General features: G+C 55.2%; 14 protein-coding genes and 1 tRNA gene. 8 read left to right on the forward strand and 7 right to left on the reverse strand.

Translation table 11 applies throughout. The features are described 5' to 3' along the window. Nucleotides 1-21: 21 nt before the first annotated feature. A complete protein-coding gene (locus ABD851_RS08670) occupies nt 22-249 on the reverse strand; it encodes a hypothetical protein (protein ID WP_344978274.1) in 228 nt (75 codons plus the stop codon). 533 nt (nt 250-782) lie between these two features. Here ABD851_RS08670 and ABD851_RS08675 point away from each other — a divergent pair. Together ABD851_RS08675 and bioA are read left to right on the forward strand one after the other, a co-directional pair. Beyond that, entirely contained in the window at nt 783-3398 is a 2616-nt protein-coding gene (locus ABD851_RS08675; protein ID WP_344978276.1) for a phosphoenolpyruvate carboxylase, read from the forward strand. Between the two features lie 18 nt (nt 3399-3416). Continuing rightward, complete coding sequence (bioA, locus tag ABD851_RS08680) at nt 3417-4691, forward strand: adenosylmethionine--8-amino-7-oxononanoate transaminase (RefSeq protein ID WP_344978278.1); 1275 nt, start codon at nt 3417-3419, stop codon at nt 4689-4691. A 27-nt stretch (nt 4692-4718) separates the two neighbouring features. Here bioA and ABD851_RS08685 read toward each other — a convergent pair whose 3' ends face one another. From ABD851_RS08685 to sppA, 3 genes are all read right to left on the reverse strand, one after another. Next, nucleotides 4719-5255: an SRPBCC family protein gene (locus tag ABD851_RS08685; protein WP_344978280.1), complete on the reverse strand. Its 537-nt coding sequence runs from the start codon at nt 5253-5255 to the stop codon at nt 4719-4721. A gap of 157 nt (nt 5256-5412) precedes the next feature. Next, on the reverse strand, nt 5413-6513 hold the full coding sequence (locus ABD851_RS08690; protein ID WP_344978282.1) for an ABC transporter permease: 1101 nt from the start codon (nt 6511-6513) through the stop codon (nt 5413-5415). A gap of 64 nt (nt 6514-6577) precedes the next feature. Further along, nucleotides 6578-8356 (reverse strand): signal peptide peptidase SppA, encoded by a 1779-nt coding sequence (gene sppA / locus ABD851_RS08695; RefSeq protein ID WP_344978284.1) that lies wholly within the window; start codon nt 8354-8356, stop codon nt 6578-6580. A gap of 69 nt (nt 8357-8425) precedes the next feature. Here sppA and folK point away from each other — a divergent pair, with 69 nt between their 5' ends. Genes folK through ABD851_RS08710 form a run of 3 tightly spaced genes read left to right on the forward strand, consistent with a single transcriptional unit; the run spans nt 8426 to nt 12099 of the window. Continuing rightward, the gene (gene folK, locus ABD851_RS08700) at nt 8426-8929 is read left to right on the forward strand and encodes a 2-amino-4-hydroxy-6-hydroxymethyldihydropteridine diphosphokinase (protein ID WP_344978286.1); all 504 of its coding nucleotides are present in this window, start codon (nt 8426-8428) and stop codon (nt 8927-8929) included. A 25-nt stretch (nt 8930-8954) separates the two neighbouring features. Next, nucleotides 8955-9584 (forward strand): deoxynucleoside kinase, encoded by a 630-nt coding sequence (locus ABD851_RS08705; protein WP_344978288.1) that lies wholly within the window; start codon nt 8955-8957, stop codon nt 9582-9584. Nucleotides 9585-9624: 40 nt separating this feature from the next. Next, nucleotides 9625-12099, forward strand: a complete 2475-nt coding sequence (locus ABD851_RS08710) for a hypothetical protein (RefSeq protein WP_344978290.1) — start codon at nt 9625-9627, stop codon at nt 12097-12099. A gap of 19 nt (nt 12100-12118) precedes the next feature. Here the strand turns inward: ABD851_RS08710 and ABD851_RS08715 are convergent. Next, nucleotides 12119-12192 (reverse strand) — tRNA-His (locus ABD851_RS08715). A 521-nt stretch (nt 12193-12713) separates the two neighbouring features. Here ABD851_RS08715 and ABD851_RS08720 point away from each other — a divergent pair. After that, nucleotides 12714-15203 carry a TonB-dependent receptor gene (locus tag ABD851_RS08720; protein ID WP_344978292.1) on the forward strand — a complete coding sequence of 830 codons (2490 nt, stop codon included), beginning with the start codon at nt 12714-12716 and terminating at the stop codon, nt 15201-15203. Here ABD851_RS08720 and ABD851_RS08725 read toward each other — a convergent pair. Beyond that, nucleotides 15200-15856, reverse strand: a complete 657-nt coding sequence (locus ABD851_RS08725; protein WP_344978294.1) for a protein-L-isoaspartate(D-aspartate) O-methyltransferase — start codon at nt 15854-15856, stop codon at nt 15200-15202. The genes ABD851_RS08720 and ABD851_RS08725 overlap by 4 nt on opposite strands. 98 nt (nt 15857-15954) lie before the next feature. Between ABD851_RS08725 and ABD851_RS08730 the strand changes: the two genes are divergently transcribed. Continuing rightward, nucleotides 15955-17682 carry a phospho-sugar mutase gene (locus ABD851_RS08730; RefSeq protein ID WP_344978296.1) on the forward strand — a complete coding sequence of 576 codons (1728 nt, stop codon included), beginning with the start codon at nt 15955-15957 and terminating at the stop codon, nt 17680-17682. A 2-nt stretch (nt 17683-17684) separates the two neighbouring features. Continuing rightward, nucleotides 17685-18635, forward strand: a complete 951-nt coding sequence (locus tag ABD851_RS08735; RefSeq protein ID WP_344978299.1) for a DUF2279 domain-containing protein — start codon at nt 17685-17687, stop codon at nt 18633-18635. Between the two features lie 40 nt (nt 18636-18675). Here the strand turns inward: ABD851_RS08735 and ABD851_RS08740 are convergent, their stop codons facing one another. Next, nucleotides 18676-19167 carry a phosphoribosyltransferase family protein gene (locus tag ABD851_RS08740; protein ID WP_344978301.1) on the reverse strand — a complete coding sequence of 164 codons (492 nt, stop codon included), beginning with the start codon at nt 19165-19167 and terminating at the stop codon, nt 18676-18678. Nucleotides 19168-19278: the final 111 nt, after the last annotated feature.

Raw genomic sequence — 19278 nt, forward strand, 5'->3', positions numbered from 1 at the left:
CGCACAGGGCCATTGCCCTTGCTAATCCGACCCTTGTGTCTTGACGATCTTGTTATAGATGCCGAATAGCAGGAAAGGGGCTGCCCATTGCCCGACAAAGAGGGCGGTATGGCTTTTATGCATACATTTGAAAGCAAAGGCAATTCCCATGCTCGCCACTGCGGACCACAGGAAGATATCCGACGGCAGTTTGGCGGTTTGCTGCTCGATAGCTTTGGCCATCATTCCTTCTGAGTGTTTCTCTGACATGACTGCGTTATTTAGGGTTTAAAATCATTCCGCTGCTGAGGAATAGCTGCTGACAAATAATGGTCAAACGATGTTCCAGAAGACGGGCTTCCCCTTTATAGTTCCGGATTTTTCCGTTAGTCCCTCATAATGAGCATACAGATACCGTTATTTCGGCAGACAGCATATTCCGGGCGCGTCAAACGCCGGCATTTGTTTCCCCCACCCTGTGGAAAAAAAACCCGATACCTTTATGATCGCCACCCGGACCGCATCTAAAAAAGGTTCGCTGAAAAACCACCATCCCCGGACTCCATTCCGGCCTCATCATTCATATTTATCCCCTTTTTATTGTATGTGAGCAACTTATGCAGTCAAAAGGTCCTAAATAACATACCCTTACAACAGCGTCCATCGGCAGCTTCCGGCTGGCTTGGGAACGGCTTCTCCGAGGAAAGCCCCCTTTCCTCTATGATTTTAAGCCGTTACGTTATAACTTCGCACCCGTATTTTCCACCCAAACTACGGACCAGCCCTTAACCATTAAAATGGACATGACCATGGAGGCACCCACCAATGATGTATTACAGCTGTTTAATAACTTAGTCGGCATTCGTTTTCAGCTGTACAACAGCCTCTTTACCGCCCTCCCCTTTCACCGCGTGGAAAAAACCGGCGTGCTGTTATCCCTGTTCCTGCTGCATTGTGAAGAAGGCTATCAGAAGAAAAAAAGCCCGGTTGATATTATCGATTCTTTTCTCAGTCAATATACGGACTACCAGGGCGAACGGGAGCAGCGGGACCTCCTTTTCCGCTTTATTCAATACTCGGAGCGGCAGGTAGTGCTGTTCGACGCTCTTGAAGACGCCGCCTTCCGGGAGATCCACGACATGCAGGGGCCGGGCACCATCACCCACCTGCAGTCCGAAGCCTCCGAAACGGAGCAGGCCCGTGAAAAGCTGGCCGCCAAGCTCAACGATTTTGCCGTAAGGCTGGTGCTGACCGCCCACCCTACCCAGTTTTACCCGGGCGAGGTGCTGGGCATCATCCACGATCTTTCCCAGGCCCTTATCCAGGGCAATACCCCCCTGGTAAACACCTACCTCCGGCAGCTGGGAAAAACGCCTTTCCTGAAAAAGAAAAAGCCTACTCCCTATGACGAGGCCGTAAGCCTCATTTGGTATCTGGAAAATGTATTTTACCAGGCTGCCGGACAGGTGGCGGCGCGGGTAAGAAAACAGCTCCCCGACGCTTTCAACGAAGACCATGCCCTGATCCGGATGGGCTTCTGGCCCGGCGGCGACCGCGACGGAAATCCTTTTGTGAATGCAGAAATCACCCAACAGGTGGCCGGAGAGCTGCAAAAGGCTGTCCTCCGGTGCTATTATGCCGACGTAAAGCACCTGAAACGCAGACTTACCTTCAAAGGTGTCGAAAATGTGCTGGGGTCGCTTGAGGACGACCTGTACCGGCATCTGTTTATCCCGGGGCACAAAACCACCCTCACCCCGCAGATGATCCTCGACAGCCTGAACCAGATAAGGCATACCCTCGTGGAGCAGCACAACAGCCTGTTTGTCCATCTGGTGGAAAATCTCATCGGGAGGGTACAGCTGTTTGGTCTGTTCTTTGCCTCGCTCGATATACGGCAGGACAGCTCGGCACATAAAGGCCTGCTGGAAGCCATTGCCAGGCATACCGATGTGCTGCCGGATAATTACTCCGGTCTCTCCGAAGAGGAAAAGATAAACATACTGCTCGGTCTCCGTACCACCCTCGATCCCGAAAAGCTGGACGGCGATATTCACAAGGATACCCTGAAATCCATTCAGACCATGCAGGCCATCCAGCGGCAAAACGGGGAAGCCGGTTGTCACCGGTATATCATCAGCCACAGCACCACGGCGCTTGATATTATGGAGGTATACGGCCTGTTCCTGATGAGCGGCTGGCAACCCGAAGATATTACGGTGGACATTGTCCCCCTGTTCGAGACGGTAGACGATCTGCGTCATGCCGCCGGCGTAATGCGGATACTGTATGAAAACAAAATCTACCGGCAGCATCTTGAGCGGAGGAATCATACCCAGACCATCATGCTGGGCTTCTCCGACGGTACCAAGGACGGCGGCTATCTCATGGCCAACTGGAGTATCTATAAGGCCAAAGAGCAGCTGACCGCCCTCTCCAGGGAATACAACGTCGACGTGATCTTTTTCGACGGCCGCGGCGGCCCTCCCGCACGCGGCGGCGGCAAGACGCACCAGTTCTACGCCTCTATGGGCAGAAATATCTCCAACAAGGAAATACAGCTTACCGTGCAGGGCCAGACGGTCACTTCCAACTTCGGCACCATTGATACGGCTCAGTTCAACATTGAGCAGCTGCTGCATGCAGGCATCCGGACGGAATTCCTGAAGCCCAGCGATACGCCGCTGATGACCGAAGAGTCTGCCAGCCTGCTCGACGAGCTCGCCGGAGAAAGCTATGAGGCTTTCAACCGGCTCAAAAATGATCCTTCTTTCCTGGAATATCTCAGCTTTGCCAGCCCGCTGCGTTATTACGGCGCTACCAATATCGGCAGCCGGCCTTCCAAGCGGAATGCCACCGCAAAGCTGAACCTGGACGACCTGAGGGCCGTACCTTATGTCGGCGCATGGAGCCAGCTGAAGCAGAATGTGCCGGGATATTACGGGGTGGGGACCGCGCTGAAAGCCATGGAAAAGGCCGGAAAATGGGAGCAGCTGCGCGACCTGTACCGGCATTCCCTCTTCTTCAGGACACTGCTGGACAACTGCGAGATGTCCATGAAAAAAAGCTTCTTCCCCCTGACGGCTTACCTGGCAGAACATCCCCAGTTCGGCGAGGTCTGGAAGATGATCCATGATGAGTTTGAGCTGACCCGGAAATACCTGCTGCTGCTCTCGGGCAATTCGGAGCTGATGGAGCGCTATCCGGTGGACAAGCTGTCTATACAGATGCGGGAAAGGATCGTGCTGCCGCTGGTGACGATCCAGCAATATGCGCTCGCCAAGATCCGGGAGATGGAAACGCAGCAGGAAAATCAGGCCCCTGCCCTGCAAACCGGCAACGGCGACAAGGAAGCATACGAAAAACTGATCATCCGCTGCTCTTTCGGCATTATCAATGCCGGGAGAAACTCGGCGTAATGAAAAGACGGGAAAACGATGAATGACGCTTCTTATACCGAACGTGACCTCGCCGTTATATGGCACCCTTACACCCAAATGCAGACGGCCCTTCCGCCCGTCGCCATGGTGAGCGGAAAGGATGCCCTGCTTTACGATGATACGGGACAGGCCTATATCGATGCGGTTTCCAGCTGGTGGGTGAGCATTCACGGTCACGGCAACGCCTATATTGCAGAAAAGATAGCCGCTCAGGCAGGCATCCTGGAGCATTGCATCTTTGCCGGCTTCACCCATCCTCCTGCCGTTATACTGGCAGAGAGGCTGCTTGGCGTGCTGCCGGATAACCAGCGCAAGATTTTTTATTCGGACAACGGCTCAACGGCCGTGGAGGTAGCGCTGAAGATGTCCATTCAGTACTGGCACAACCAGGGCATACGGAAAAACAAGTTCATCGCCTTCAAGCATGCTTATCACGGCGATACTTTCGGCGCCATGAGCGTAAGCGGACGCAGCATATTTACCCGGGTATTCGACGATTACCTGTTTGATGTCGTATTCCTGGACCTTCCCACACCGGAAAATATCACCGTGCTCTGCGAACAGATCGCCGGCCTGTCTGCGGAGGCCTGCGCCTTTATCTTCGAGCCGCTGGTGCTGGGATCTGGCGGCATGCTGATGTATACGCCGGAAATGCTCGGCATGCTGATGCAGGTGTGCCGCCAGCACGACATTCTTACCATCGCAGACGAGGTCATGACCGGCTTTGGCCGTACGGGAAAGAACTTTGCGCTGGAATACTGCTCCGGGAAGCCGGATATCATATGTCTTTCCAAGGGGCTCAGCGGAGGCACCCTGGCATTCGGCGTCACTACCTGCACCCAGGATATTTACGATGTCTTCCTGTCTGACGACAAGCTGAAGACCCTCTTTCACGGGCATTCGTTTACCGCCAACCCCGTAGCCTGTGCGGCTGCGCTGGCCAGCCTGGACCTCTTTACCGCATCCGGCTGCCAGGATAACATCCGGCGTATCACGGAAGCGCACCAACGTTTTTCCGAACGGCTGAAAGGCCACCGCAAGATCAAAAACCTGCGTCAGCAGGGCACTATCATTGCTTTTGAGATCGTTACCCCCGAGGCAGACGCCTATACCAACAGCATGCGGGACCGGCTTTACAAATTCTTCCTGGACCGGAAGATCATCCTGCGTCCGCTGGGCAACACCCTTTATATCATGCCCCCTTATACCATTACCGACGCCCAGCTGGAAACGGTCTATTCGGCCATTATGGAACTGATCGCCCAATCCTGAGTCCGTCCGCCGGCGCTGCTTGCCTGCTCAGCGTTCGCAAACCTGCTTCAGCTTGTTCAGTCCCGTTTCCACGGCAGGACCGAACAGACGGTCAGCCATGGATACCCAGAACCGCCACCAGGGCCGCCATCCCGCATCCGCAAAAACCGTCCAGCGTATACGCGACCCCGTGCCGCCGGGAACGGCCCGCACATTGAACTGTCCTTTCAGCGGAGGCAGGCCGGTCACTTCCATACGGTACTCCAGCAGGCTGTCCGGCCGGCTGCCCGTAATGGTGTAGCTGCCCCCGCCCGACTGCCCGCGGCCTGTCCACGAATAGCGGGCCCCCACCCCATGTGTAAGCGGGGAAAAATGCAGCTGCACCCCCGCGGTATCCCGGCACCAGGGATTCCAGGCAGGATAACCCTTTAATTCGTTGAGCGCTGCAAATACTTCGCGGGGTTCCGCTTCGACATAGGCCGCGCGTTCTATCCGGACCGTACGCGGCAGGATCAGGGAGATAAGCGCCAGCAATATCACCAGGCTGACTATGCCGAATAAGAATAGCTTTAAGATGCGGGGCATGACGGAGGTTCTAATTTGATGATTGGGGGATTTGATAATTTGGTGATGAAATAATCAGCACATTGTCAAATCTTCATTTTTCATGAGATTCCGGAGCGAGTCCTGGATGACGATACCGTTCGCCTTTCACCTTTTACCTTTCGCCTTTTACCTTCCATCACTCCCACCGGAACACCCGGGAGGCCGCCAGATAGGCCGCGACACCCCAGGCCACCAGCACCAGCAGATCCCAAGGCACATTCCACAGGTGTACGCCCTCAAAGGCTACCTTCCGCAAGGCGTCATTGAGATAAGTAAGGGGTAATATCCGGCACAGGGGCTGCAGCCACCCGGGGAACACATCTATGGGGAAAAAGGTACCGGCCAGCAAAAACTGCGGCATGGTCACGATATTGGCAATCGGCGGAATGGTGCTTTCATTACGGGCAATGCCGCTCACGATAAAGCCAAATCCCATAAAAATGATCAGCCCGAATGCAGAAAGCAGTAACAGCTCCAGCACGGTTTCCAGCCCGTGCACCAGCGTGTACTCAAAAAAGAAATATCCTACTGCGATCAGAAAAAGCGCGCCCAGCAGCTGGAAGATAAGCCGGGCCACGGCTTCACCCAGCAGGATGTTGAACCGCCGCACCGGCGTCGCAAAGAACCGCTTCAGCACCAGCGTCTGCCGGAGACTGAAAAATAGAAAAGCCGTACCGAATACCCCGGTGCTCAACAGGGAAAAACCCAGCATGCCCGGCAGGATAAAATCGATCTGCCGGTACCGCCGGCCCGGGATCCGGGTGGTTTGGATCGTTGCCACCGTAGGCCTGTCCCGGAAAAGGCGGGCGTCCGCCGTATGGACGATATCGCGGAGGATCACTTCAAATATGCGGATATTGTCGCCGCTGGCCGAAGACGACCTGACATGAACAGTATAACGGGGAACCCCGTCTTCTTTTCCCGCAGGCATGATATTCAGCACAGCGGTAAGATGTCCCTTCTGCAGGTCTTCCTGCATTTCTTCTTCCGGCGCAGTGACCAGCTTTATGGTCTTTATCCGGCTCAAGGCCGCATAGATAGCATTGGCCGTATCGCAGTCTTTACCCACGCCTATCCGCAGGCTGATCGTATTGCCGCCGATAAATCCGAAAACCAGCACGAAGATGAGGGGAAAGGCCAGGGTGAAGACAACCGCAGAAGGACTGCGCAGGATAGCGATAAAACTGGCTTTTATAATGGCTTTCAGCGCACTGACCTGACTGTAACCCCTGTCCATTTTGTATTGTTGGTTGCGCAAAGATAACCAATCCGGGGAAAGAACATACCCGTTATCCCGGCGCTTACCGTATGATGATGGTGTAAGGAAGCCTGGCCTGGATGCCGCCTGAGGACCGGGTGGCCGTCTCCAGCTGCTGGAATATACGGTAGTTGTCGCTGCCCAGCGCCTCTTTCAGCATGATGGTCTTCCGGCTGCCGCTTACCCGGCGCAGCAGCTGCTGCAGGGAGGTATTCGTCTCGGGATACTCGTGCAGCGAATAGCCCGAAATACCCGCCATTCGCGCTGCGCAGGCGATCGCGTCATTCAGTCCGCCGAGCCGGTCCACCAGGCCGATACGCTGTGCTGCCCGCCCGCTCCAGACCCTTCCCTGGGCAATGCTGTCCACCACCGACTCCGGGAGGTGACGCCCGTCGGCCACTCGATGTTTGAAAGTAGCGTAGACGCTGTCGATCGACTGCTGTATAAACTGTTTTTCGGCTTCTGTAAGGGGACGGCTCATCGTACCCGCATCGGCGTACTGAGCTGTCTTCACACCATCGAAGGTGACTCCCAGCTTATCGTTGAAAAAAGTCTGGAGGTTGGGAACGATGCCAAAAACGCCGATCGAACCCGTAAGGGTATTCGGTTCGGCAAAAATGCTGTCGGCCATACAAGAGATGTAATAGCCGCCGGATGCGGCATAGTCGCCCATGGACACCACCACCGGCTTGTCTTTTTTTACCAGCTGCAGCTCCCGCCATATCTCATCGGCCGCCAACGCGCTTCCGCCGGGGGAATTCACCCGCAGCACCACAGCCTTTACTGAAGAGTCGCTCCACAGCTTATGGATAAGGTGGATATATTTTTCTGATGCGATGCGGACATCCTCCCCGTCCCCTTTCCCGTCGCCGGTAATGATATCGCCCTGCGCATAGAGCACCGCCACCTTTTGGTCTGCCGCTCCCGATGCGGCAGTATTGCCCACGGCCTGCTCATAACGCGTAAGAGATACAAAACGCAGACGCTCCGAGGGGGAGAAACCGACCCGTTCCCGCAGGGCGCTCATTACCTCATCGTGGTACTTAAGGCCATCCACCAGCTTGTAACGGAGGGCGTCCCCGGCATTGCGGATCATTCCTTCGTTGGCATACCGGAATAACGTTGCCGTATCTACGTTGCGGCGCCAGGCTATGCCTTCCAGGAAATGCGCGTACAGATCGCCCAGATAGGCGGAGGCCTGGAGCCGGTTTTCATCCGACATCCGGGTAAGACGCAGCGGCTCCGTTGCGCTTTTGAACTTTCCGTTGTAGAATACCTGCGGCTGTATCTCCAGCCGGTCCAGGGCTCCCTTTACATAGATCGTCTGCATGGAAAAGCCCCGGAAATCGAGCATGCCCTGGGGGTTCAGAAATATCTTGTCCGCCATCACGGCGATATAATAGGCCGGCTGATCGATGATATCCCCGTAGGCGTAAATGAATTTTCCGGATTGTTTGAAATCCAGCAGGGCTTTGCGCAGCGCCTCTGTGGTGCCCCAGCCGTTCGGGTTTTCCCCCAGCTTCAGATAGATGCCTTTTATATGATCATCGGATGCCGCCTTGCCGATCAGCGTAACGACATCATGCAGTCCGTTTGCCGTGATGCTGGTCTGCTGCAAAACGGCATTCAGCGGATCAATACGCTTCTGCTCCATCAGCGGTTCACTGAGGTCCACCGTCAGGATCGTATTCTGACGCAGGGTTATCTCTTCGGAAGGGTTCACCATGCCGCCCACTACGGCCGTCAAAATAAAAAAGACAATCACACAGAGCACAACAAAGGCCAGCAAAGCAGCCAGAAACATCTTAATAAAACTCTTCATAAGCGGATCCTCGCCAGGTATTTTTCTCAAAAATACAGTTAATTACTACTTTTGCCCTGCAGCAGATCCATGAATACAGTATTTTTACTTATCGGTGGCAATATCGAAGATCGCTATAAGCATCTGGGTAAAGCCGTAGAGCTCATCAGCCAGCAGATCGGCAAGATAGAGAACGTTTCCGCCGTTTATGAAACGGCCGCCTGGGGCATACAGGAGCAGGCCGACTACCTGAACCAGGCCATCCAGGTCAACACCTACCTGACCCCTCAGGAGCTGATGAAGGCCGCCCGCTCCATCGAGACCAATATGGGCAGGGAGCGCCGGGTAGTCTGGGGGCCGCGCATCATCGACGTGGACATCCTGTTTTACAACCAGGAGGTGATACAGGAAGAAAAGCTTTTTATCCCCCATCCGCACCTGCATGAAAGACGTTTTGTGCTGACGCCGCTGGAAGAGATTGCGCCGGACCTGCAGCATCCCGTGCTGAAAAAAACCATCCGCGAGCTGCTGGACGCCTGTCCCGACCCCCTGTGGGTCCGCAAGTTCTCCTACGGAGCCGCTGTGGGGGGATGACCGCAACGGCGGGATAACCACAGGCATGCAATACCGGCATATCACCATAGAAGGTAATATCGGGGCAGGAAAAACCACCCTGGCCCGCATGCTGGCCGAACGGTTCAGCGGCAGGCTGATCCTCGAAGAATTTGCCGACAATCCCTTTCTTCCGCGTTTTTACCGGCATCCGGACCGCTATGCCTTCCCGCTGGAGCTCTTTTTTCTGGCCGAACGGTACAAGCAGCTGAAAGCGGTTATGCAGGAAGGCGACCTCTTCCCGCAAAAGATATTTTCCGATTATCTTTTCGAGAAATCCCTGCTTTTTGCCCGGCTCAACCTGCAGGAAGACGAGCTTCGCCTCTACCAGCGCCTTTTTGATATCATCCGTCCCCAGCTGCCCGAGCCCGACCTCCTGATCTATCTCCACGCCCCTGTAGAACAGCTGCAGCGGAACATCCGCCGGCGAAACAGGAGCTATGAGCAGCAGATATCCGATGCCTACCTGCTGCGGATACAGGAGATGTACTTTCAATACATGCGCGGGCATTCGCTTCCCGCGCTGATCATCGATACTACGGCAGCCGACTTCGAGCACCAGCCCCGGCAGTTTGGCCGGATCCTGGACGCCCTCGAAGAGCATTATAAACCCGGGGAGCATTATCTGGTCTTATAATGGATAATATAGCTATATTGTAAACGCTTTATCCTTACCTATGAGGCCGAAATATCTACCCGCATTTCTCATCGCCCTGCTGGGGCTGGGCATGATCGCATTTTCAATTCCCGGTCCCGCCCCGCTCAAAGAGCGGCTCCAACAGGCCCTGGATACCTGGCGGAGCGACTATCCCCAGGAAAAGGTGTATCTCCATTTCGACAAGGATTATTACAGCAGCGGGGAAGTGATCTGGTTCAAGGCCTACGTGACGCGCGACCAGGCGCCCACGGACTACAGCACCAACCTGTATGTGGAGCTGATCGATAAAAAGGGAAAAATACTGCAGCGCAATACCCTCCCGGTTCTCCTCGGAGGCGCCTGGGGTGATTTTGAGCTGCCGCAGGACCTGCCCCAGGGCAATTACCGGGTGCGCGCCTACACCGCCTGGATGCTGAATTTCGATCCTGCTTTTCTTTTTGAAAAGGACCTGCATGTCTATAATCCCGCCGAAACGAGACCGGAAACGGCACGACCGGGCGGCACCGCGCCTGCACAGGAAGCGCCGGCCGACAGCAGCGCCTTCTCCGTCCAGTTTTTTCCGGAAGGGGGCAACCTGGTAAACGGCGTACAAAGCACGGTGGCCTTCAAGGCCATCGGAACGGACGGGCATGCGATAGCCGTGTCCGGGAGCATTGCGGATGAGCAGGGCAACCGGATCACCGGGTTCTCCAGCCTGCACGACGGCATGGGTACCTTTGAGCTGACGCCGGCGGCCGGTCACCGCTATTTTGCCACCGCCCTCAGCGCCGGAAGCACCGCATCCCGTTCCTTTCCCCTTCCCGCAGCGCAACCTTCGGGGGTGGTATTGCATACAGTCCGCACCCCGGCCAATCCGGGGCGGGTGTTTTTCCGGCTGTCGCCCTCACCGGGTCTGCCGGCAGCCGAGCAGCAGCTTGTGCTGGCAGCGCAGTTCCAGGGACACCTGGTGTATTGCGCCCCCATCGATTTCCAGGCCGGCCTCTCCGGCGGCATGATCCCCGTGGACGGACTGCCCAGCGGCATACTGCAGATCACCCTGTTCCGTGCCGACGGCATGCCCCTCGCGGAGCGGCTGGTCTTTGTGCGGAACAACGACGAGCTGCCGATGCGGCTGACCACGCAGGAGCTCAACCTGGGCGCTCGCGGGAAAAGCAGCTTCAGGCTGGAAGTGACCGACAGCCTGCAGGGACATTTTTCGGTATCGGTGACCGATGCCGATCAGGTCAGCCATACGCGATACGCCGGCAATATCCTGTCCGGGCTGCTGCTGACCGCCGACCTGAAAGGCTATATCGAAAACCCGGGCTGGTATTTTCAAAACGATAACGACTCCACCAACCAGGCGCTGGACCTGGTGATGCTCACCAACGGATGGCGGCGCTTTACCTGGCCGGAGCTGCTGGGCAACCGCTACCCCCGCATCCAATATCCGGCGGAGAGAAACCTGCTTTCGGTCAACGGGAAGGCCACGGAAAGAAAGAAGCCGCTGGAGCACGGCAAAATAGAAATGTTCCTGAAATCCCCTACCGACTCCGTTACCTACTTTATCAATGTCCCGGTGGATCAGGGAAGCTTTGCCGTTCCCGGGCTTGTCTTTCACGATACCGCTTTCCTGTATTACAAGGGAGCCGATTCCCTGAAGAAAAACCGCATCGTGGATGTAGCCATGCAGCCCCATTTTACCCGCAAGCTCTCCTACATAAAGCTGCTGCATGCCATCTATCCACGGTTTACCCCGCCGCCGGCTCCGGAGCTGAGCAATTATCTCGATCTTTCCCGGCAACGCAATGATATCAGCAACCTCATCAGCAAGCGTTCGGTACTGCTCAAGGAGGTGAAGGTAAAGGCGCACCGCCTCCCGCCCGAGAAGAAGATAGAAGACCGCTATACCAGCGGCATGTTCAAAAGTGACAATGCCTATACGTTTGATATGACCAAGGAGATACCCAGCTACTCCAGCATTTTCCAGTTTCTCCAGGGCAGGGTGGCAGGGCTGATGGTGTCTGGCGATATCTTTTCCAATCCTTCGGTACGGTGGCGGGGCGGAACACCGGCGTTTTATCTCGATGAGGCGCCTGTGGACGCCTCTACGCTGGCCACCGTTCCTGTTCCGGACGTCGCTTTGATAAAGGTATTCCGTCCGCCGTTCATGGGCGGCTTCGGCGGGGGAAGCGGCGCCATCGCCGTGTATACCCGCCGCGGCGGGGACGACGACGGGCTGCTTCGCCGGGGATTCGAAAAGGTATCCCTGCCCGGCTATTCCTGGACGCGCGAATTTTACCACCCGGACTATTCGGTAAAAAAAGAGATCAACGAGCTGCCCGACAAACGGGCAACCCTGTACTGGAATCCCGACCTGGTGACCGACAGCCTCCACCATTCGGCGGATTTTTCCTTCTATAATACCGATATCACAAGGCGTATCCGTATCGTTATCGAGGGCATAGATCTGGCCGGGCACCCGGGCCGGTACGAAGCGGTTTTTCCAAAATAAACGGGGAAAAGAAAAATAGGGTGATTGATGGGATTTGAACCCACGGCCTCCAGAGCCACAATCTGGCGCTCTAACCAACTGAGCTACAACCACCGTTTGAGGGCTGCAAAAATAAGTCATTTACCGCTTATTTTCCAAACTATTTCGTCAGCGTCAATGGCCAGCGGCCTTTACTCTTTATCTTTCACCTCTCACAAGACACCCTTCACCCTTCACCCTTCACCTTTTACCTTTCGCCTTTCACCTCTCACCTTTTACCTCTTACCTTTCGCCTCTTACCTCTCACCTTTTACCTCTTACCTTTCGCCTCTTACCTCTCACCTTTTACCTCTTACCTTTCGCCTCTTACCTCTCACCTTTTACCTTTTACCTCTTACCTTTCGCCTTTCGCCTTTCGCCTTTTACCTTTCACCCCCTCCCGGAATGTTAACAAATGTTAAGACCTTTCCACCCGGCATTTGCGGGCCTCCTGTCGGGTATGCTCCTTTCATCACAATATTTTATAACCCCTCGCCGCTCTGCACTATTTTTGTACTCCTTTTTCCCAAGCGGCAGGTCAGCCGCCGCGGAAAAGAAGACATATTGTCTGGTCATTGACGTCACAACAAGTTGCAATGCGCGAAAGAAAAATATTCCTGGTCGTAATCGGTTTATGGCTGTTATGTCCCTTTGTACTGAAAGCCCAGCAACCCGGCGGACCGGGCGGCGGAGCCCAGAACGGACACGCCTATGGAAAGGTGTTTGACGCCAAAAGCGGCAAGCCCGTCGGGTTTGCCACCGTCGGGATACTGCGTGCAGCCGATTCCGGAACGGTGACCGGCGTGCTCAGCAAGGAGAACGGCAGCTTCGATGTGGAAAAACTTGCCCCGGGCAAGTATCTTCTGCGGATAAACTTCGTCGGTTACGATCCGCTTTACAAAAGCTTCTCCATTACCCCGCAAAGCAGCGACAGGGACCTGGGCAACCTGAAGATCAGTCAAAGTACACATACCCTCGAGGAAACGGTGGTAACGGCGGATAAGAGCGCCTTCAACCTGGCCATCGATAAAAAGGTCTTCAATGTAGAGAAAAGCCTCGTCAGCAAGGGCGGCACCGCCACCGACGCGCTCCGGCAAGTGCCCACGGTGAATGTGGATGTAGACGGCAACGTCACCCTCCGCAACGGCACGCCCACCATCTTCGTAGACGGCCGGGAAAGTCCCCTTACGCTGGATCAGATCCCTTCCGATGAGATACAGGATATCGAGATCATCACCAACCCGTCCGCCAAATACGATGCCTCCGGCATGAGCGGCATCATCAACGTAATTCTGAAAAAAGACCGCAAGCCCGGTATTAACGGCATGGTTATGGGCGGCCTCAGCAACCAGCCCGAATACAACGGGGGGGCAAGCCTGAATATCTATAAAAAGCCGTTTAACCTTTCGCTGAACTATTTCGCCAACTACCGCAAACGTACCCATAAAGGCACCACCAGCCGGCAGAACCTTTCCGACGGCAGCTTCCTGGACCAGAAATCCGATGAGACCGGAAAGGGACCTTTCCAGGTGGGCCGGATCGGGCTCGATTACTTTATGGATAACCGCAATACCTTTAACATACAGGGCGCCATCGGCGGCGGTAACAATACCTCGGACGGAATGCAGTACAACACCTACAGCGGCTCCGGCAAGGTACCGGATTCCTCCAGCATACGCGACACCCGGGAAGACCGCACCTTTCATTTTCTCTCCGGGGAGCTCAACTATACCCATGATTTTGTAAAGGAAAAAGAACAGCTTACCGCCCAGGCCAGCATACGCAGATTCAAAGGTCCGGGTAGCGGCACCTACCAGACCACCTATTTCGGTGAGGAAGGCGAGCAGCTTCGCGATCCTTTCCTGCAGCAGTATGAAAGCGGGGGAAGCGCCACGCTGTATGATTTCCAGTCGGATTATACCAATCCCCTGCGGAACGGAAAAGCCAAGCTGGAAGCCGGAGTCCGGGCCCGGATATCCGACAGCCGGAATTACAGCACCATGAACAACTATGACGATAACGGCAAGGAATATGTAAAGGATCCGCTGGCTTCGTATGATTATAAGTTCCAGCAACGTACTTATGCCGCTTACCTAAATTACGCCGATAAGTTCGGCAAGTTCGGATATCAGGCGGGTCTGCGTTTTGAGCAGTATGAGAACGAAGGCAGAATGCTGGACAGCAATTACTCCTTTTCCTATAGCAAGCCCGGCTTCTTCCCCAGCCTGTTCCTGACACAACAGCTGGGCCAGAACGAGAACCAGCAGCTGCAGCTCAACTATTCCCGCCGGATCGAGCGGCCCGATTTCTGGCAGCTCTCTCCCCGGATCGATTATGAAGATCCGCAGAACCTGCGCCAGGGCAACCCCGAGCTGCTGCCGGAATACACCAACTCCTTTGAGTTTTCCTACAACAACGTTTTCGGAAGCACCAACCTGCTGGCTACCCTTTATTTCAGGAACACCAACAACCTGATCACCTCTTACGTAATACCGATATCCAAAGATACCCTGCTGAGCACCTATGTCAATGCCAACACCAGCAATACCTACGGTGCGGAGATCACGCTCAAGACAGCCCTCACCAACTGGTGGGACGTAACGGCCAACGTGAACGTCTTCCAGACCGATATCGATGCCTCAAAGATACAAAGCAACCTTTCGAACTCCGGCTTCAGCGGCTTCGGCAAGCTCAATTCCGAGACCCGGCTGCCCAAGAATTTTGTCGTGCAGCTCACCGGCGAATACGAAGCGCCCCGCGTGATCCCGCAGGGAAAGATCCGCGGAAACGGCTCTATGGATATCGCCCTCCGGAAAGATTTCCTGAAAAACCGGGCCGCCTCGCTGACACTCAGCCTCTCGGATATCTTCAACACCGAGCAAAGGTTTACCCATACCGTATCGGAAGGATACTTTATCCAGGACGCCACCCGTAAGCGGATGTCGCGGGTTTTCAAGATCAACTTCAGCTACCGCTTCGGAAAGCAGGACGTGGGTCTGTTCAAGCGCAAAGCCAAAACCAAGTCGCAGCAGGGTGGCGGGGATAACAATATGATGATGGATCAGGGCGGCGGAGATATGAACTAATGTCCTTTCCCGCTGAGCATGGGTACAAAGGAAAAATTATCGTAAGCTTCCTCCTCAAAATCATCATCTCCGGTTTTTGTGATCCGGAGCATCCGCTGTCCGGCGGCACCACCGACAGGAATTACCATCATGCCTCCGGTCTTCAGCTGCTCCAGCAGCTTACGGGGTATCTCCGGCGCGGCGGCGGTAACAATCACCCTGTCAAACGGGGCGTAGGTAGGCAGTCCCTCATAACCGTCCCCGTAAAAAAACTTGATAGTCGGGTAGCGGGTACGGAAAATAAAATGCTTTAGCTGTTCGTACAGCTTTTTCTGTCTTTCGATGGTATATACATGAGCGCCCAGCTCCGCCAGCACGCAGGACTGGTAGGCGCTGCCCGTACCGATCTCCAGCACCTTGTCAAAAGGCTTTACTTCCAGCAGCTGGGTCTGGTAAGCTACGGTATAAGGCTGGGAAATGGTCTGCCCCTCCCCGATCGGGAAAGCCCGGTCCTCATAGGCGATGGACTCGAAGGCCGTATCCAGGAAAAAATGACGGGGTATATGCTGGATAGCCTGCAGCACGGCTTCATCGGCAATTCCTTTCTCACGCAGACCTTCCACCAGCTTTGTCCGCATTCCCTTGTGCCGCCAGGTATCTTCATACTTCCTCATGGCGCAAAAATAGCAATTGGACAGGTATAATTTTAGGACATTCGTATGGGTATTCTCTTTTTTTGTCTTTATTTTACTCTGTAATCTTAAATAATCCCATGGAAGCAAATATTCAGGAAAAAGCACAACAGTGGCTGGACGGCCCTTTTGACGAGGCCACGAAAAGCGAGATCAGAAAACTGCAAAAAGAAAATCCGGAGGCCCTTGCCGACGCCTTTTACAAGAATCTGGAATTTGGTACCGGAGGTTTGCGCGGCATCATGGGCGCCGGCACCAACCGCATCAACAAATATACCATCGGCATGGCCACCCAGGGCTTTGCCAACTACCTGAAAAAATCGGTGCAGGGCGAGATCCGCATCGCCATCGCGCACGACAGCCGCAACAACAGCCGCAGCTTTGCCGAGATCACCGCCCAGGTAATGGCGGCCAACGGCATCCGCGTTTTTCTCTTCGAAAGCCTTCGCCCCACGCCCGAACTGTCCTTTACCATACGGCACCTGCGCTGCCACGGCGGCGTGGTCTGCACCGCCTCCCACAACCCCAAGGAATACAACGGTTATAAAGCCTACTGGAGCGACGGCGGGCAGCTGGTGCCGCCCCACGATAAAAACGTAATAGATGAGGTAAACAGGATCACTTCCCCCGAAGCGGTAAAATGGGAAGGACAGGCCGATAACATCACCCTTATCGGACAGGAGGTCGACGATGCCTACCTGGATATGGTAAAAGCGCTGTCGGTAAATCCGGACATCATCAAAAAGCAGCATGACCTGAAGATCGTTTATACCCCCATACACGGCACAGGCATTACCCTCGTGCCTGAGATCCTGAAGCGGTTCGGCTTTACCAGCCTGCACATCGTAGAGGAGCAGGCTACCCCCGACGGCAACTTCCCCACCGTGGTCTACCCCAATCCCGAAGAAGCCGAAGCCATGAGCCTGGGGCTGAAAAAAGCCGAGGAGATCGGAGCGGATATCCTGCTGGGAACCGACCCCGATGCAGACCGTGTAGCCGTTGGCGTTAAAAATCATAAAAACAAATGGATACTGCTGAATGGTAACCAGACCGCCGTACTGCTGTTCAACTACCTGATCAGCGCCCGCAAGCAAAAAGGGATCAGCAGCGATAAGGATTATGTCTGCAAGACCATCGTGACCACCGACCTGATAGACCGCTTTGCAAAAAGCCACGGTATCCGCTGCTTCAATGTGCTGACCGGCTTCAAGTGGATCGCCGAAAAGATCCGAGAGCATGAAGATGAGCTCAACTTCGTCTGCGGAGGAGAGGAATCCTACGGCTATATGATCGGCGACAAAACCCGGGATAAGGATGCCATATCGGCCGTAGCGCTTATCTGCGAGATGGCCGCCGTGGCCAGGGACCGCGGACAGACGCTTTTTGACGAGCTGATCTCCATTTACCAGAGAGAAGGCATGTACCTCGAAAAGCTGCTGTCTATCACCCGCAAGGGGCGCGACGGTGCGGCGGAGATCGCTGCCATGATGCAGCAGTTCCGGGAAAACCCTCCGCGGGCGGTCAACGGCTCTCCGGTTACCGCTATTTATGATTACCAGCTACAGCAGGCAAAAAATCCGAAAGACGGTACAACGGCTCCCATTACCGGTCTCCCGAAATCGAATGTCCTGCAGTTCCTGCTGGCGGACGGCAGCAAGATCTCCGCCCGGCCCTCGGGCACAGAGCCCAAGATCAAATTTTATTTCAGCGTACAGGACGCCCTGCCCGATAAAAGCAGATATGATGAGCTGGATGAGCAGCTGGCCGGCCGGATCGCGGCCATCATAGACGACCTGAAACTGCAATAGCGATGCGCCGCTGCCTGGAGGCCTGCCGTCGCCTGCGGCTCATTGCCGGGATCATGCTTTGCGGCTTCGCGGGCAGGGCGCAGCCGCTCTCCCCTCCCGATACGGTGGTGCCGGGCAGGGTATGGACGGTAGCCGGCGCAGGCATCGCCTTGTATGGCGGCTCCCTGCTGCTGCTTAACCAGTACTGGTACAAAAATTATCCCCGCAGCCATTTTCATTTTTTTAACGACGGTCCGGAATGGTACCAGATGGATAAAGCCGGACATGCATTTACGACGTATACCCTGAGTCGTTATGCCACATCGGTTTGGGAGTGGACCGGCATGACACCCCGAAAAAGCGCATGGATAGGGACCCTTACCGGATTTGGCTACCAGACCGTCGTAGAAATACTGGATGGCTATTCCGCACAGTGGGGGTTCTCCGCAGAAGATATGCTGGCCAATGCGGCCGGCGGCGCCCTGCTGGCGGCGCAGCAGCTGACCTGGGGAGAGCAGCGCATACAGCTGAAATTCTCCGCCCATACCGAATCCTACCGCCGCGATCCCGTATTGCACCGGCGTGCCGAAACGTTGTTCGGAGCCCCTTTTATGGAAAACATCCTGAAGGATTACAACACGCAAACTTACTGGCTGAGCGTCAACCTGCGCGCATGCCTGCCCGGAAGCAACCTGCCGCCCTGGCTGAACCTGGCCTTCGGTTACGGCGGCAAAAACATGTTTGGCGGACGGGATAACATCTGGACGGACGATGAGGGCATCCACCGCGACTACAGCCATCTTCCGCGGCTACGGCAATTCTATGTTTCCCCGGATATTGATTTTACCAAGATACACAGCCGCCACAAAGCCGTGCGCGTGCTGCTGCAGGTGCTCAATACGATCAAGATACCGGCGCCGGCGTTGGAGATCACGTCCAAAGGAAAGGCGCGCTTCCATCCCCTTTATTTCTGAAGCAGGGCGGACTGCACTGCCGCTCCCGCAGGGTACCGGCTCATGCCAGGTAAACCGTCCGGATGCAGCCGTCCCGGATATCCACAGAGATATGCTCCTGCAACGTGGTGGAAAGCGAATACCCGATATAATCCACCAGTACGGGAAATGATTTATGCATGCGGTCCACCAGCACCGCCGTCTGTATTTTCTCGGGCAGCTTTTCCAGCAGCGGCTTCATGGCATACAGCAGGGTACGTCCCGAGTTGGCTACGTCATCCACCACCACTACGGCCGTGCCGTCGAAGTCCGTCGCCGGCACCACCTTTACATCCAGCGGACGGTCCTTGTCCAGCTCCAGGGCAACGGTCCGGATGCGGAAGCCGGCGATCTCCTGCAGCACGGCGGCCAGCATGCCGGCCAGCACCGTTCCGCGGTCCGGAATACCGGCCAGTATGATCTCGGATTTGTCGCTGTTCCGCTCATAAATTTCATAAGCCATCCGGCGGACCTTCCACCGGATTTTTTCCTCGTCCAGGATAATTGTCTGCATAGCCGCAATATTATACATTTTCCGGTATAACGCCATCGTTATATACCGGCATCGGGTACCTGGTTTTTTGGGCTCAATGGACAATTCATGTAAATTAGCCCGGTAAACACA

Origin of the sequence: Compostibacter hankyongensis, from assembly GCF_039541075.1 — a bacterium.
GTDB lineage: Bacteria > Bacteroidota > Bacteroidia > Chitinophagales > Chitinophagaceae > Compostibacter > Compostibacter hankyongensis.

Coding starts and splice junctions, on each gene's coding strand:
- ABD851_RS08670 (WP_344978274.1), bottom strand. CDS start 249: ATGTCAGAGAAACACTCAGAAGGAATGATGGCCAAAGCTATCGAGCAG.
- ABD851_RS08675 (WP_344978276.1), top strand. CDS start 783: ATGACCATGGAGGCACCCACCAATGATGTATTACAGCTGTTTAATAAC.
- bioA (WP_344978278.1), top strand. CDS start 3,417: ATGAATGACGCTTCTTATACCGAACGTGACCTCGCCGTTATATGGCAC.
- ABD851_RS08685 (WP_344978280.1), bottom strand. CDS start 5,255: ATGCCCCGCATCTTAAAGCTATTCTTATTCGGCATAGTCAGCCTGGTG.
- ABD851_RS08690 (WP_344978282.1), bottom strand. CDS start 6,513: ATGGACAGGGGTTACAGTCAGGTCAGTGCGCTGAAAGCCATTATAAAA.
- sppA (WP_344978284.1), bottom strand. CDS start 8,356: ATGAAGAGTTTTATTAAGATGTTTCTGGCTGCTTTGCTGGCCTTTGTT.
- folK (WP_344978286.1), top strand. CDS start 8,426: ATGAATACAGTATTTTTACTTATCGGTGGCAATATCGAAGATCGCTAT.
- ABD851_RS08705 (WP_344978288.1), top strand. CDS start 8,955: ATGCAATACCGGCATATCACCATAGAAGGTAATATCGGGGCAGGAAAA.
- ABD851_RS08710 (WP_344978290.1), top strand. CDS start 9,625: ATGAGGCCGAAATATCTACCCGCATTTCTCATCGCCCTGCTGGGGCTG.
- ABD851_RS08720 (WP_344978292.1), top strand. CDS start 12,714: ATGCGCGAAAGAAAAATATTCCTGGTCGTAATCGGTTTATGGCTGTTA.
- ABD851_RS08725 (WP_344978294.1), bottom strand. CDS start 15,856: ATGAGGAAGTATGAAGATACCTGGCGGCACAAGGGAATGCGGACAAAG.
- ABD851_RS08730 (WP_344978296.1), top strand. CDS start 15,955: ATGGAAGCAAATATTCAGGAAAAAGCACAACAGTGGCTGGACGGCCCT.
- ABD851_RS08735 (WP_344978299.1), top strand. CDS start 17,685: ATGCGCCGCTGCCTGGAGGCCTGCCGTCGCCTGCGGCTCATTGCCGGG.
- ABD851_RS08740 (WP_344978301.1), bottom strand. CDS start 19,167: ATGCAGACAATTATCCTGGACGAGGAAAAAATCCGGTGGAAGGTCCGC.